The organism is Gemmatimonadaceae bacterium, assembly GCA_036496605.1.
GTDB lineage: Bacteria > Gemmatimonadota > Gemmatimonadetes > Gemmatimonadales > Gemmatimonadaceae > AG2.
Genome location: DASXKV010000022.1, coordinates 14,173 through 28,654 on the forward strand (window position 1 = coordinate 14,173; position 14,482 = coordinate 28,654).

Consider the following 14,482-nt stretch of genomic DNA (forward strand, 5'->3'; position numbering starts at 1 on the left):
ACCCGCCACGGCCGAGTCACACCGAGAACGCCTCACCCTGCTCGGGTTGATTTTTGCATAGGCGGAGGCCGATGACTTTGGCCTCCGCGTGGGATTCCACACTTCGCCTCGCCGGCACTGGCCTGCTTCTCGTCGTCACGGCAAGCGTCGCTCACGCGCAGGACAGCGTGGCCACGGCGAGCTGCGACGGCAAGATTGTCCATGAAATTCGCGTGGACGCGCAGCGACCACCTTTCAAGGGCGAGATCGCCTACTGGCGTCGCGTCGCGCGGAAGGTCGGTTTGCACCACGCCACCACGGACACGGTCATCATCCGGCGCTTCCTCGCGCTCGCGACCGGCCAGGAATGCTCCGACTTCCGCGTGCGCGAATCGGCCCGCCTGCTACGTGCGCAGCCGTATCTCACCGACGTCAGAGTCAGAGCGGTGCGCGACGATTCGGGCGGCGTCAGCATCGAGGTCAACACAACCGACGAAATCTCTGCGCTCGCGTCTGCATCCGTTGGACGCGGTCGTGTTTCGTACCTCGAGATCGGAAACGACAACATGTTCGGCGATGCATGGCTCCTCGCGGTGCACGGCGCCAATCAGCAAGTCGCGGGACACTCCGCCGGATTTCGCATGAGCGATTACCAGTTTCTACGAAAACCATATCAGCTCGATGTGGAGGCGGATTGGGGACAACATGCGTCGTCGTGGCTGATCGACGCGTTCCACGGATACCTCACCAATTTGCAGCGGCTCGCCTGGGAAGTCGGCGTCGCGCGTACGAACCCACAGCTCGTCGAATTGAGCCGGGGCGAGGATCTCGACGATCTCGCGCTGGAATTCCGGAGCGTCGGCGCCGATATCGGCGGCATCGTCAAGCTCGGCAATCTGAAAACGCCGATTCTCGTCGGCGGCGTCGTCACACTTGTTAGGCGCGAGGTCGTCGGCGGTCTCGCCGTGACCGATCACGGCCTCGAGTCGGACACCACGCTCGATAGTCGCTATCCAAGGGTATCGCGCGCGCGCTATGCCGGTATTCTCGCCTGGCGCAACCTCAACTTCATCGCCATCGAGGGGTTCAATTCACTCGCGGGCACCGAGGACGTTCCGACGGGCGCACAGCTCTTCGGCCAACTCGGCCGGGGAACGCATAGCCTGAGTGGCGCGAGCGACGTCTTCACGCTCGGAGATATTCTCGCCGGCGTCGGTTCGCAGAAAACCTACGCCGAGCTCCACCTCATCTCCGAGGGACGACATCAGATCGGTCTGTCAGCGTGGGATGGTGTCGTCACGAGTGGCCTCCTCGGGGTCTATCTGAAGCCGACGAAGCTGAATCTCGTGCGCGCCTGGACCGAGTTCGCTGGGGGCTGGCGCCTGCAAACGCCATTTCAGCTCGGTCTCAACACCGAAAGTCAACGATTGCTCGGTTATCACGCTGCCTTATTTGGAGGACGTCGCGTTTCTGCTGGGCTGTTGGCCCGACACATCGTTCCCGGCGTAACGCCCCGCGGTGACGTGGCATTCGGGGCGTTCATCAACGCGTCACGGTTGTGGGCGGGCGACGCACCTTTCGGCATGAACACACCGCTCTTGCCGAGTGCGGGCGTGAGTCTGTTTGCCGCGGCGCCGAAGGGTTCGCAACGGACGCTGCGCATCGACTTCGGCACGGCGCTGCGCACCGGCGTCGGGCACGCAGGGTGGGAAGTGCGTTTGATCTATACCGACTTCACGCGCACTGTGTTTACCGAGCCTGGCGACATCCGCGGCGCGCGCGAACAGCTCGTGGGTCCCAACGTCTTCCGTCCATGACGCCTAACGAATTGCTTCAGTGTGGCGTCCGTGACGTCTCGACGATGTTGAATCGATAGCCGACACCGGGTTCCGTCACGATGTACCGCGGCCTAACGACATCCTCCTCGATCTTTCGGCGCAGATGCGCGACCTGGACGCGCAAATATTGTTGCGCGTCCCCGTACGTCCGCCCGCTCCACACCTGGTTAAACAGCTGCTGGTGCGTCAGCGTCCGGCCGGCCTGCGTCGCGAGCGCCCGAAGCACCTCCCACTCCGTTCTCGTGAGGTGCACGTACTTGCCTCGTACCGTCACCGAGCGCGCGACGAGGTCGATCAGGAGATCACCAGACTCGATGCGCGTGTCGGCGTCTGCCGTCTCGCTGCGCGCGGCGCGACGGAGCAGAGCGCGAACCCGCGCTTGCAGCTCCGTCGTGCTGAATGGCTTCGTCACGTAATCGTCCGCGCCGGCATCGAGGAGCGCGACCTTTTCCGTGTCCGAGTGTCGCGCCGAAAGCACGAGGATCGGCGCGCGTGTCCATTCGCGGAGGCCGCGGCACACCGCTTCGCCCGACATGTCCGGGAGGCCGAGATCGAGAATGATGAGCTGTGGCCGTTCCGCCGCCGCGGCGTCCAGACCGCTCGAGCCTTCCTTCGCCTCGATGACTCGAGTCGACGGCCCCTGCAACGCCGAGCGCACGATGCGACGAATCTGTGGCTCGTCATCGATGACCAGCACCGTCAACGGCGTTGCGGATTGAGGTAGCGGCGGGGACTCTGACGAGGGCACGGTACGCTGGTCGGCGGTGTGGAAGAACGTTAACGCGCACCACGCCACTCTACCCATGCTTGACAGTTGCACCGGCAGACCGCAGTTCTCATGAGGGGTTCTGACGACAACTCGGAATAGGAGCGTGGCCAATGCGGCGTTCCACGACAGTTGTCGAAGGTGCTGTAGGCGGCCTACTCGCGGGCGCAGTGGTCGCCGCTTGGTTTTTCGTGCTCGACCTCGCGTCGGGTCAGGCATTTCACACTCCTCGAGTGCTCGCCGCGGCGGTGCTCGGCCACGAGCCGACGCTCGCAACGGTCCGCGTCGTCGCGGTGTACACGCTCCTGCACCTCGGCGTGTTCGCGGTCCTCGGGATTGGGGCTGCTTGGCTCATGCGCGTGACCGGGGAAGCGCCACGCGTTCTCACCGGCGCACTCTTTGGAGTGGGAGCCTTGAGCGCGACCCACTATGGTGGGTTGCTGTTGCTCGGTGTGCCCGTGCTCACGCTCCTGCCGCCGGTGCAGGTGCTCGCCGCAAGCCTCGTCGGTGGGATTGCGATGATGCTGTTTCTGCATCGGGCGACGAAGGATTCGATGCCCTTCGGCCCAGCGATGCTCAAGAATTATCCGATGGTCGCAAAGGGTCTGCTCACCGGCACGATTGGCGCCGCAGTCATAGCGCTTTGGTTCCTCGTCATCGATGCGGTGTCGGGACGCCCACTCTTTACGCCTGCGGCGTTAGGCTCGGCGATCATGCTCGGGGCTCAATCGCCCGACGAAGTGCACGTCACGGTTGGAATCGTCGGCGCGTACACCTTGATACACCTCCTCGCGTTTTTCGCGGTCGGTATCGGGATCGAGTGGGGCGCGCGCCAACTCGAACGATTCCCCGCGTTCTGGCTCATCGCGCTACTGGCGGTGATCATGCTCGACGTGCTGTTCGTCGGCATCGTCGGCAGCCTGGCACTCTGGGTGGTGGGTGCGGTTGGCCTGTGGGCAGTAGTCACCAGCAACCTGTTGTCGGTCGCGGCAATGGGCTATTGGGTGTGGCGTGAACGGCCGGCGCTGCGAGCGCAATTCACGCATGTACCCGAGGGGACGCACGCGTAGACGAGTACCCGGCAGATCGATCCATGGGTAGCCGCATAAAAAATTCATGAAAAACTGACGGCCGTACTGTCCGGGGTGCGGCGGATGCGCGTCGTTCATACGTACCCTCCGCGCTCACGCCGCACCCGTCGGATGCCCACCGCAATCAAACGCGTCAAGAATTTGCTCGTCGGCAGGCCGTTGCCGAGCGAGCGACTCGAGCACGAACGGCTGAGTAAGAAGACCGCGCTCGCCGTCCTGTCCTCGGACGCGATCTCGTCGGTCGCCTACGCCACCGATCAGATTTTGTTCGTCGTCGGCGGCGCGGTCGGCGTTGCCGCGATCAACTACGTCGTTCCCATTTCGGCAGTCATCGTTGGGCTGCTGGTGCTCGTTGCCCTCTCGTATCGGCAGACGATCTTCGCGTACCCCGGCGGTGGCGGATCGTACACGGTGGCGAAGGACAACCTCGGGGTTCGAACGGGGCTCGTCGCCGCGTCAGCGCTGTTGACGGATTACATCCTCACCGTCGCGGTCTCGATCTCGTCAGGCGTCGCGGCGATCACGTCCGCGTACCCGGTGCTCTTCAAGCACACCGTGCTCCTGTGCGTCGTGTCGATCGTGATCTTGACGATGGTCAACCTTCGGGGCGTGCGCGAATCCGGTATCGCGTTCAGCCTACCGACGTATGCGTTCATTCTGGTTATGCTCGCGCTCATCGGCATCGGTATCTATCGCGGGTACTCGGGGCACGAGCTGGCGCCGATCGGCGGGCCGATCAAGGTCGATCCGACGTCGGCGAGATCACTGCTGCACTCGACCACCGGTTTCGCATTCTTTTATCTGATGTTGCGAGGCTTCGCCGAAGGGTGCGCGGCGATGACGGGTACGGAGGCGATATCCAATGGCATCTCCGCCTTCAAGAAGCCGGCGCCGAAGAACGCGTCGATCACGCTGGTGTGGATGGTCACCATCCTCGCGGCGTTCTTCCTCGGCACGAGCGCACTTGCACAACACTATGGCGTGATGCCAACCACCGAGCAGACGGTGCTATCGCAGCTCGGCCATCATATTTTCGGCACGAACGCGTTGTACTACTTCTTCCAGTACGCGACGTTCGCCGTCCTCGTGCTCGCGGCCAACACCGCGTTCGCCGATTTTCCGCGCCTCGCCGGCATCCTCGCGAACGATCGCTTCATGCCGCGCCAGTTCTCTGCCCGCGGCGACCGGCTCGCCTTCTCGAATGGCATCATCACACTGGCGGTTATCGCGATGGTGCTCGTCGCTGTTTTCCATGGCGACACCAACGCGCTCGTTCCGCTCTATGCGATCGGCGTCTTCATCTGCTTCACCCTGTCGCAGGCCGGGATGGTGATTCACTGGGTGCGCACGAAGGAGCCGGGCTGGCGGTGGCGCGCGTCGCTGAACGGTGTCGGCGCGCTGGCAACAGCGGTGGTGTCCCTCATCCAGATCGTGACCAAGTTCACGAGCGGTGGTTGGATTGTCGCGCTGATCATCCCCGTGATCATCGTCATCCTGCGGAAGATTCACCGGCATTACGAGGAGTTCTCGCGCGAAATCAAATTCGACGGCCTGAGCCCGATCACGCCGCTCCATCACACCGTCATCGTACCGGTTCATGGCATCACGAAGGCGGTGGCCGGTGCGCTCGTGTACGCGACGACGATCTCCGACGAGGTGCTCGCGCTGTACGTCGAAGTCGACAAACGCGAGACAGCAGCACTGGAGAAGGCTTGGGAAGAGTGGGACATCGGCGTCCCGCTCGTTGTGCTCCCGTCACCATACCGCTCCGTGCTTCGACCGCTCGTCGAGTACGTTGAGAATCTACGAATGGTGACGCCGGGTGAGCTGGTGACGGTCGTCGTCCCTGAAGTCGTGCCGCGTCGGTGGTGGGAACACTTTCTCCACAACAAGACCGCACTCTACATCCGTACGGCATTCCTCTTCAAGGCCAACGTCGTCGTCACGAGCGTTCCGTATCTTCTTGGTCACTCGTACCGTTTGCGCGACCTGCTGGAGTACGACGACGACCTCGAGGACGCGACCCCGGTGCCGCGGATCCCGTTTCGCAACTCAGGTCCGCGACGCGCGATCAACGAATAGGCCGCCATCCGCTTCATCAATCGCCGGCAGGAACAGCGAGAACACACTCCCACCGCCATCGCGAGGCGCGTAAACGAGGCGGCCCTTTTGCGCCTCCGCCACGCGACGCGCGATCGATAACCCGAGGCCCGCACCTCCAGCGTCCGGCTGCGACCCGTTAGGCCGCTGGAAAGGCTCGAACAAGCGAGGCACGCCCTCCGCCGGAACGCCCGGTCCGCGATCCGACACGTGAATCGCGATCTCGCCATTCAGGCGCTCTGCCGTCACCTCGATCGCGGCGCTCGTGCGATCGTACTTCTTCGCGTTCTCGACCAGGTTGGCCAGCGCCCGCAACGCCTGGACGAAATCGAAGCGGCCAAAGAGCAGTGCGTCGCCCGGCGGAAGCGTCACCACCAGCCGCTTCGCACCTAACGAGCCTTCCACGCGTTGTACCAGCGCGCCGAGCAGGTCGTCGACGGCGTTGAGCTCGAGGTGTACCGGCAGCGCGCCGGCGTTGAGACGCGACAGATCGAGCAGGTCCGCGACGAACCGGTTCAACCGGTCCGCCTCCTGTTCGATGATCTCGCTCCGCTCGTCCCCGAGCGCGCCGAGATCGTGCGCCATCGCTTTGATCGTCGTCAGCGGAGTGCGGAGGTCGTGCGAGACCGACGCGAGCAACGCATCCTTCAGTCGATCCGCTTCGCGCAGTGCTTCGGCGTGCTCTGCTTCGGCCGCGAGACGAACCCGCTCGACGCCTAGCGCCGCATAGTACGAAATGGCGTCGAGAAACCGCCACCGTTCGGGATCGAGGCGGATCCCGCTGCTCTTGGCCACGCGCAGCACGCCCACGGTGCGATCGCGAGCTCGCAGCGGAAGGAGCAGCGCCAGTGCGGTGCCGTCTTCGAGCAATGCCAGCTCGCTTGTCGCTGGTCGAGCCGTGGCGAGATGCGTCGTTCCGTCGCGCCGCTCGATGACGGCGACCCCGCTCTCGTTCACCCACTCCGCCAAACGATCCGTTGACCCCGTGACCGCCCGCGGGTCGCGGCGCGATCCCGCGGCAACGCCGACGCCGCTCGATGCACGCATGAGAATCTCACACGCGTCGACATCGATGCTCGACCGGATGACTCCAGCAATCGCCTGCAGTGCGTCGGTCGCATGCGCAGCGCTCAGCGTCTCGGCGCCGAGTGTCGCCAATCGATCGATCTCTTCGGCTCGCTCGCGCGCCATCCGAGCTTCCTCTTGAGCGCGATACAACAGTTGTGCTGCGACGACGCTCGTCACGAGGAATGCGAAGAGCACAATCCAATCGAGTGGATTGGCAACGACGAGGGTATTGTACGGCGGAAGGAAAAGCACGTCGAAAATGACGAACGACACTGCGGCCGTAGCGAGTCCAAGCATTCGACCGCCCGCCGCGCTCGCTCCGAGCACGACGAGGAGGAGAATGAGCGCGACGTGTACTTCCTTGAGCATGGGACGCACGGCAACCATACCCAAGGTGCAGATCGCCAAAGCTGCGGCCGCCAGTACGGCAGGCCGAACTCTACTGGCCCGCATTTCGCCTTTCTGAGTAGGAACGACTGCAACGATCACACACTCGAATGAAAAGTATGCAGCGATATAGACGTTACGCGATGCTTGCGCTCGCTTTGACCACATTCGGCGCGTGCAAGGCCTCGCGTCGCGCCGAAGCCGGGGGAGAAGTGAGCGAATGGACGCCCCCGAAACCTGATGAAATCGATGGTGTCCCTGTCGATGCGGTAAAGAGCGCGATTCAGGAACGTCTCACTGGCGCGACGCCCAAGGGCGTACCCGCCGACACGTGGCGCCACGTCCGCTCGCTGTACGCGGCGTACGCTGGCGCGCCGCTCTGGCTGGACAAGGAAGGACTCTCGAGCGACCGAGTGAGCGAGCTCGCCAACGCGCTCGCCTCGGCAGACAGCGACGCGATTCGCGTCGACAGCTATCCTATCGGGAGCCTTGCGCACGCTGTCGACACGATGCGCGCGAACAAGACGCCGACTGCCGAACAGCTCGCGGACGCCGATGTGCTGATGACGAGCACGTTTGCCGCGCTCGGTGAGGATTTGCTCACTGGGCAGATCGATCCGCGCACCGTCTCGCAAAGCTGGTACATCAATCCTCGCGAAGAGCACATCGACAGCGCGCTCGTCCGCACGCTCCGCGAAGGGCCGCTCGATCGCTCGATTCAGCTCATTCGCCCGCAGAACCCCGAGTACGACTCGCTGCGCGTTCAGCTCATGCACTACCGCGAGCTCGCGGCGAAGGGCGACTGGCCGACGATCCCCAAGGGGCCGCAACTCAAACCAGGCGAGACGGACTCACGCGCGCGCCTAACGGCGCTCGCCGAGCGACTGCGCGCAGAAGGATATCTGCCGGCGGATTCGACGGTGGCAGCGGATTCGACGTCCACTCGTTCGGAACGAATGAAGTACGACCGAAGCCTCGCCGGGGCCGTCGCCGACTTCCAGGCGCATCACGACATTGGCGTCGACAGCATGCTCGGCCCCGAGACGATCGATGCGCTCAACCAGCCGGTGAGCTTCCGTCTGGGCCAGATCGCCGCGAATCTCGAGCGCTATCGCTGGCTGCCGCGCACGCTGGGCGATCGATACATCCTCGTGAACGTCCCGGCTTTCGAACTTCAGGCGTTCGATCAGGGCAAGCCGGCGCTGCAAATGAAAGTGATCGTCGGCCAGGATTATCAGGGCAAAGCGACGCCGGTGTTCAGCGACTCCATGGAGTTCGTGGTATTCCGACCGTACTGGATCGTCCCCGACAGCATCGCGGCGAAGGAGATCTACCCGAAGGCCGCCGCCGATCCAACGTATCTCGATCGCAACAACTACGAGATCGTCACCATCGATCGCCGAAAGCGTGTGCGTCAGAAGCCGGGCGACAAGAATTCGCTCGGGCTGATCAAGTTCATGTTCCCGAACGATTTTAACATTTACTTACACGACACGCCGCAGGGCGAGCTCTTCAACAAGGACGTGCGCGCGTTCAGTCACGGCTGTATCCGGCTTCAGCATCCCGACTCGCTTGCCCATTTCGTGCTCGGGTGGCCGATGGAGCGTATACATCAGCAGATGGAGCAGGGGCCCGACAACCGCACCGTGAACCTGCCTTCGAAAATCCCGGTGTACATCGTGTACTTCACGACCTATGTGAAGAACGATCGACTCTACTTCGGCAACGATCTGTATAGTCGCGACGACAAGTTGGTGGTGTCCGTTGCCTCGGCGGCTGCCGGGGACTCGGCAAGCGCCCGCGCGGTACAGACGCTCAGACAGGCCCGCGCTGAGTAGATAAAGGCTCTGACAACTCGCTGACACCCGGCTGGTTACGCGGACATTGCTTCATATGTCGATAGGCTACACGTTACCGGTAGTCTATCGACATATGCCTCCGATGCCACGCGTTCCATCCACGTCCGAGCTCCTCCCCGGCACCCTCGACATGCTCGTGCTGCAAACGCTCACGTTGCAGCCGATGCATGGCTACGCCATCGCGCAGCACATCCGGCGGCTCTCGGACAGTGTGCTCAAAGTCGAACAGGGCTCGCTGTATCCGGCGCTCGAGCGTCTTCAGCACAAGGGATGGGTGACCTCGAAGTGGGGCGAGACGCCAACCAAGCGCCGCGCGCGCTACTACACCATCACCGCCGCGGGACGGAAGCAACTCGGCCATGAGAAGACGAGCTTCGACCGCGTCCTCACCGCCATCCAGCGCGTGATGGCTGGAGCCTAACGACGATGTCCTTCTTCGACGCGCTTCGCCACCGGCTCACTATTCTCGTCAAGGGCGACGCCTACGCTCGCGAGCTCGCCGACGAGATGCACTTTCACCTCGCGATGGACGCCGAGCAGGAACAGGCGAATGGCCTTTCGGCCAGTGCCGCGCGCGAGAGAGCGCATCGCCATTTCGGCAACGTTACGTACCATCGCGAGGACACGCGCCGCGAGACGAGCCTCGGCGTCCTCGACGACTTCGGTCAGGACATCCGCTACGCCGCGCGCACCTTTCGCCGCGCTCCAGGCTTCACGATTGCGGCGACGCTGACGCTCGCGTTAGGCATCGGCGCGGCGACGGCGATCTTCAGCATCGTCGACGGAGTTCTCGTGCGAGGGCTCCCCTATCGCGATGCCGATCGCGTCGTCGACGTCTGGGAGACGAGCGACAACGGTGGCTATCGGCTTCCATCCTATCCCACGTTCAAGGACTGGCAGCAGCAAAGCCGCTCGTGGAGCGACGCTTTCGAGGAGATGGCCTTCGTGAAAGGGGCAGAGGCGATCTATGTCGGTGACAAAGGTCCCGAGCGCCTCCTGTCGAGCTTCGTATCCCCAGGGTTCTTTCACTTGTTAGGCGTTGCTCCGCTGCTCGGCCGTACGTTCCTGCCCGACGAGGAGCAGCGCGGAGCAAACAGCGTCGCGGTCCTGTCGTACGACGAGTGGCGGCGTCGATTCGGAGGCGATCCAGCCATCATTGGCAAGTCGATTCGCTACAGCGGATCGCCGACGACGATCGTGGGCGTCATGCCGCGCGACTTCGCCTACCCAATCTGGTCGCCTCAATCCAATCTGACGTCCGCACTCTGGCAGCCCATCGCGCTCATCGAGGACACGAATTCGTCACTGAGCAAGCGGGGTGTGCATACCGACAGCCGTACGATCGCTCGCTTGCGGCTCTCAGCCGATTCGGCCCGCGTCGCCACGGTCATGCGCACGGTCGAGCAACGCCTCGCCCAGGCGTATCCCGACGAGCAAGCGCATTGGACGTCGACCGTCATGCAGCCTATTCGCGCCGAAGTCCTCGGCAACGTCAAGTCGACGCTGCTGATGTTGGCGGGCGCGGTCCTGCTCGTTCTCCTGCTCGCCTGTGCCAACGTCGCCAACCTGCTGCTGGTCCGCGCATCGGCGCGCGACCGCGAGCTGGGGGTTCGCGCGGCTCTTGGCGCCGACCGCTCACGTCTCGTGCGTCAGCTTCTCGTCGAGAGCCTAACGCTGGCCGGAATCGGCGGCGTTTTCGGCTTTGCTCTGGCAGTGGCGATCGTTCGAATCGTTCGCCTGACCGCGACCGACCGACTGCCTCGCGCCAACGAAATTGTCGTCGAGCCGCGAGCCCTGCTGTTTGCCGCGGGCATGACCGTTCTTGCTGCGCTCCTTGCCGGTATCGCGCCGGCCTTGCGTGCGACGCGTGCGGCGGCACTGGCCCGTCTGCGCAGCGGCGTCCACGGCTCGATCGGCACCCGCAATGACGCTCGTCTTCGCGGAATGCTCGTCGCCTCGCAATTCGCGCTCGCACTCGTGCTGCTCATCGGTTCCGGTCTTCTCGTGCGCAGCTTCGTCAAGCTGCAGTCCGTTGATCTCGGCTTCGACCCCGACAACCGCGTCGCCATCGGTGTCTCTCCGCCCGCGGGGAAATACGACGATCCCGTCGCGGCATCCGTGCTCTATCGCCGGCTCCTCGAGAGCATGTCCGCGGTGCCAGGCGTGATGGACGTCGGGCTCGTCAACCACCTGCCGATCGGTGGCGGCTGGGTGACATCACCGGTCCAAGTCGAAGGCCGCACCGATGACGTAACCCGACAACCGCACGTGCTCTACCGAACAGCATCCGAGAGCTATCTGCGCACCATGGCCATGCACGTCGCTCGCGGACGCTGGTTCACCGACGCAGACATTCGTGACAAGACAGGATTCGTCATCAACGAGACGCTCGCCAAGTTGATCTGGCCTGGCGCGGACCCGGTCGGTAAAGGCATCTCGTTGCGTCGCTCGTCGCAACTGCGGTCGGACTACGGCCAGCCTATCAGCGGCGTGGTCATCGGTGTGATTCGAGACGTTAGGCAGCAGGCCGTCGGCGACAAACCGTCGCCCGAGGTCTTCGTTCCTTGGACGCTCGAGGTGTGGCCGTGGATCACGCTCGTCGCCCATGTTCAGAACCCGGCGCGAGAAATTCCATTGCTGCGACGCGCGATTCTGAATGTGGATCCGACCATTCCCGTCGGCGGCAACTATCTGCAAGGCGGATTCGTGACAATCGAGAGCACGCTAGCGGACTCCGAGGGGCAGCGTCGGCTGGCAACCTCACTCGTCGGCGCGTTCGCGGTTGTGGCGCTGCTTCTCGCGGCGATCGGCATGTACGGCGTGATTGCCTATGGCATCGCGCAACGTACGCGAGAGATGGGCGTGCGCATGGCGTTAGGCGCGAGCGATCGGCGTATCCTTCGCCTCATACTCGGCGAAGGCGTCCGGCTCGCCGCCCTTGGCGCCGCGCTCGGGATCGTCGGCGCGTTCGCATCGACACGACTCATCCGCTCGTTACTCTTCGAGACCGTACCGACCGATCCGCTCACTTTCATCGTCACGCCGCTGCTGCTGGCGGGCGTCGCGTTGCTCGCGACGTACATCCCCGCACGCCGCGCGACGCGCCTCGATCCAACGCTGGCGATTCGAGGGGACTGATTGGTGGCTGGCGGTTGGTGGGTAGTCGGTTGTTGGTGGTAGTCGGTTGTTGGTGATTGGTTGTCGGTGGTTCAAAGGAAAGCCGGCGAGCAGAGCTCGCCGGCTACGGAATCCAATCACCAATCACCCAACACCAACGACCGCTAGTGCCCGGGAATTACTAGCGTCTGCCCCGGACGAATCTTCGTGTGTGCGAGTCGATTCGCGGCGATGAGCTCCAGGACGCTCGTCGAATGCTGCTGCGCGATGCTCGAGAGCGAATCCCCAGCGCGCACGGTGTACCGTGTCGCTACCGACGACCGCGTGCGCGCCACAGCGACGATCATCGCCGTCGGCCGCTCCTCCGGCATTGCGCCAGCGAAGCGCAGATACTCGGGTCCGAACACCGCGACGTGGAAGTGTGCCGGGTGATGCTCTTCGGTTGCTTCGACCACACCGTCCCCTTCGAGCGTCAGCAGCTCGCGCCGCAGCCACGTTAGGCACGGGCCGGTCGGTTTGCGCAGGTCCACCGCCATGCCGGTCGGATGGACCGAGCGCAGCGAGCTGTTCGACGGCTGCCGGCTTTCGGGGCGCACCCCACTCGTAACGACGAGCTCCTCGCGGCAGGCGTGATCGTAGTCCGCCGCCAGCCGCTCGATGAAGGTCGACGTCGCCGGCCGGACGAACGGAAAGGCAACACGGTGCAGCTCGTATCCGCGGTCGGTGCGGAGCTGAACAAGCTCGCCGCGCGCCGCCGCCCAGCGGACGTCGTTGCTGTTCTCATAGAACGGCAACCCGTCGCTGACGGCGTGATCGTACATGCGCTCGACGCTTTCCAGCGAGCCGCGCAGCGATTGCGCGGCCGCGCGGCCAGGCTGACCGGCGACTATAACGAATGCGACAAAAGCCGCCTGGAGACGGAAACGAGTCATGACAACATCAATACGATTCAGTGCCGTAATTGGAAACGGACTTTTCGCCCGGGGGAACTAATTGCCCGATTGCGGAGCGTTGTCCTCCGACCTTCAGCCCGCGACGCCGCCCGTCAAACTGTAGATCAGTATCGCGAGGACGATCGATGTCACGACGATGTAGACGCGATCGCGTTGCAGAATGAAGGCAACGAGTGACATGGCGACCCGCGCGACGGGCGTGGCGATCAGGAGCACGAGACCAAGTTGAACGATCGCGGCGGTGTGCAGACTGAGTGCGCCGCGAACGATGCTCCCAACGTGTCTCAGCTCCGCCGGCTCGCCGTGAAACACGCGATGATCGGTCGGCTCGAGGCCGTGCTGCGCGAGATACAGCACGCCGCCGATCGCGGCGACGACCGTCGCGACGATCACGCCGATCCGCAGCAGGTTGCCGAGCAGCTGATCGACCTCGTCGTCCGTCCAACGCTCACGGTGCTCGCTGTTGGCGGTCATCACACGCCTCCCCGAATGCCCTTGTAGAGCATCTCGACAGCAAGTACCACCACGACAGCCGCGAAGATCCGGCGGAGGACTTTTGTGTTCGCGCCCGCGAGCACGCGTGCGCCCGTGAGCGCGCCGGCGAGGACGCCGAGCATCACCGGCAGCGCGAGCGGCGGGTCGACTTGACCACGAGCGAGGTAGATCCCGGCGCTCGCCGCCGCAGTCACGCCGATCATGAAGTTGCTCGTCGTCGTCGAGACCTTGAATGGCAGGTGCATCATCTGATCCATCGCGAGCACCTTGAGCGCGCCAGAGCCGATGCCTAACAGGCCGGAGAGAATGCCAGCGAGGAACATCAGCCCGAACCCCGCCGGCACGGCCTGTACGGCATACGGCTGAAAGCCGTTAGGCGTCGGATATGTGGAGTTCAGACGCAGCGTTACCGCCAACGGATCCGCGTTCTCGGTCGAGACATGTTCGGCGAGCGGCTTCGTCGAGCGATAGGCCGAGTAGAGTAGCACGAGGCCGAAGATCACCATGATCGCCGCCGTGCCGACCCGTCCGGCGAGGTATGCGCCGCCTAACGCGCCGACGGTCGTTGCGATCTCGAGGAGCATGCCGACGCGCACGTTGGTGAATCCTTCCTTGACGTACGCGGCGGCGGCACCTGACGACGTCGCGATCACGGAGACGAGCGATGCACCGATCGCGTACCGCAGATCGACGCCGAAGAGAAGCGTCAACATCGGAACGATGACGATGCCGCCGCCGAGCCCCGTCAACGCGCCGAGAAGGCCCGCAGAGAAAGACCCCACTGCGACAAGCAGCGTGAAAAGGAGGATAGACATTGACTGAATACTAT

The 14,482-nt window shown here is 63.8% G+C and carries 11 protein-coding genes; 6 read left to right on the forward strand and 5 right to left on the reverse strand.

What is annotated here, in order from left to right:
* Positions 1–71 precede the first annotated feature (71 nt).
* Positions 72–1,796 (forward strand): hypothetical protein, encoded by a 1,725-nt coding sequence (locus VGH98_07755; protein ID HEY2375856.1) that lies wholly within the window; start codon positions 72–74, stop codon positions 1,794–1,796.
* A 16-nt stretch (positions 1,797–1,812) separates the two neighbouring features.
* Here VGH98_07755 and VGH98_07760 read toward each other — a convergent pair whose 3' ends face one another.
* On the reverse strand, positions 1,813–2,514 hold the full coding sequence (locus VGH98_07760) for a response regulator transcription factor (GenBank protein ID HEY2375857.1): 702 nt from the start codon (positions 2,512–2,514) through the stop codon (positions 1,813–1,815).
* A gap of 182 nt (positions 2,515–2,696) precedes the next feature.
* On the opposite strand from VGH98_07760, the gene VGH98_07765 reads away from it, so the two are divergent.
* Positions 2,697–3,653, forward strand: coding sequence for a hypothetical protein (locus tag VGH98_07765; protein ID HEY2375858.1), 957 nt, complete (start codon positions 2,697–2,699; stop codon positions 3,651–3,653).
* Between the two features lie 132 nt (positions 3,654–3,785).
* Complete coding sequence (locus tag VGH98_07770) at positions 3,786–5,756, forward strand: APC family permease (GenBank protein ID HEY2375859.1); 1,971 nt, start codon at positions 3,786–3,788, stop codon at positions 5,754–5,756.
* On the opposite strand, the gene VGH98_07775 is transcribed toward VGH98_07770, so the two are convergent.
* Positions 5,727–7,397 carry an ATP-binding protein gene (locus VGH98_07775; protein ID HEY2375860.1) on the reverse strand — a complete coding sequence of 557 codons (1,671 nt, stop codon included), beginning with the start codon at positions 7,395–7,397 and terminating at the stop codon, positions 5,727–5,729. The genes VGH98_07770 and VGH98_07775 overlap by 30 nt on opposite strands.
* Here VGH98_07775 and VGH98_07780 point away from each other — a divergent pair.
* The 3 genes from VGH98_07780 (at position 7,349) to VGH98_07790 (ending at position 12,226) form a co-directional block, all read left to right on the forward strand.
* Complete coding sequence (locus VGH98_07780; protein HEY2375861.1) at positions 7,349–9,067, forward strand: L,D-transpeptidase family protein; 1,719 nt, start codon at positions 7,349–7,351, stop codon at positions 9,065–9,067. The genes VGH98_07775 and VGH98_07780 overlap by 49 nt on opposite strands.
* Before the next feature lie 103 nt (positions 9,068–9,170).
* On the forward strand, positions 9,171–9,509 hold the full coding sequence (locus tag VGH98_07785) for a PadR family transcriptional regulator (GenBank protein ID HEY2375862.1): 339 nt from the start codon (positions 9,171–9,173) through the stop codon (positions 9,507–9,509).
* A 5-nt stretch (positions 9,510–9,514) separates the two neighbouring features.
* On the forward strand, positions 9,515–12,226 hold the full coding sequence (locus VGH98_07790; GenBank protein ID HEY2375863.1) for an ABC transporter permease: 2,712 nt from the start codon (positions 9,515–9,517) through the stop codon (positions 12,224–12,226).
* Between the two features lie 143 nt (positions 12,227–12,369).
* Here the strand turns inward: VGH98_07790 and VGH98_07795 are convergent, their stop codons facing one another.
* From VGH98_07795 to VGH98_07805, 3 genes are all read right to left on the reverse strand, one after another.
* Positions 12,370–13,137, reverse strand: coding sequence for a DUF5715 family protein (locus VGH98_07795; GenBank protein HEY2375864.1), 768 nt, complete (start codon positions 13,135–13,137; stop codon positions 12,370–12,372).
* A gap of 93 nt (positions 13,138–13,230) precedes the next feature.
* Entirely contained in the window at positions 13,231–13,632 is a 402-nt protein-coding gene (locus VGH98_07800) for a DUF1634 domain-containing protein (protein HEY2375865.1), read from the reverse strand.
* Positions 13,632–14,468 carry a sulfite exporter TauE/SafE family protein gene (locus tag VGH98_07805; protein ID HEY2375866.1) on the reverse strand — a complete coding sequence of 279 codons (837 nt, stop codon included), beginning with the start codon at positions 14,466–14,468 and terminating at the stop codon, positions 13,632–13,634. Before VGH98_07805 ends, VGH98_07800 begins: the two co-directional genes overlap by 1 nt.
* Positions 14,469–14,482: the final 14 nt, after the last annotated feature.

Excerpts from the sequence above, each read along its gene's own strand:
- VGH98_07755 (HEY2375856.1), top strand. The coding sequence starts at position 72 with ATGACTTTGGCCTCCGCGTGGGATTCCACACTTCGCCTCGCCGGCACT.
- VGH98_07765 (HEY2375858.1), top strand. The coding sequence starts at position 2,697 with ATGCGGCGTTCCACGACAGTTGTCGAAGGTGCTGTAGGCGGCCTACTC.
- VGH98_07770 (HEY2375859.1), top strand. The coding sequence starts at position 3,786 with ATGCCCACCGCAATCAAACGCGTCAAGAATTTGCTCGTCGGCAGGCCG.
- VGH98_07780 (HEY2375861.1), top strand. The coding sequence starts at position 7,349 with ATGCAGCGATATAGACGTTACGCGATGCTTGCGCTCGCTTTGACCACA.
- VGH98_07775 (HEY2375860.1), bottom strand. The coding sequence starts at position 7,397 with ATGTGGTCAAAGCGAGCGCAAGCATCGCGTAACGTCTATATCGCTGCA.
- VGH98_07785 (HEY2375862.1), top strand. The coding sequence starts at position 9,171 with ATGCCACGCGTTCCATCCACGTCCGAGCTCCTCCCCGGCACCCTCGAC.
- VGH98_07790 (HEY2375863.1), top strand. The coding sequence starts at position 9,515 with ATGTCCTTCTTCGACGCGCTTCGCCACCGGCTCACTATTCTCGTCAAG.
- VGH98_07795 (HEY2375864.1), bottom strand. The coding sequence starts at position 13,137 with ATGACTCGTTTCCGTCTCCAGGCGGCTTTTGTCGCATTCGTTATAGTC.
- VGH98_07800 (HEY2375865.1), bottom strand. The coding sequence starts at position 13,632 with ATGACCGCCAACAGCGAGCACCGTGAGCGTTGGACGGACGACGAGGTC.
- VGH98_07805 (HEY2375866.1), bottom strand. The coding sequence starts at position 14,468 with ATGTCTATCCTCCTTTTCACGCTGCTTGTCGCAGTGGGGTCTTTCTCT.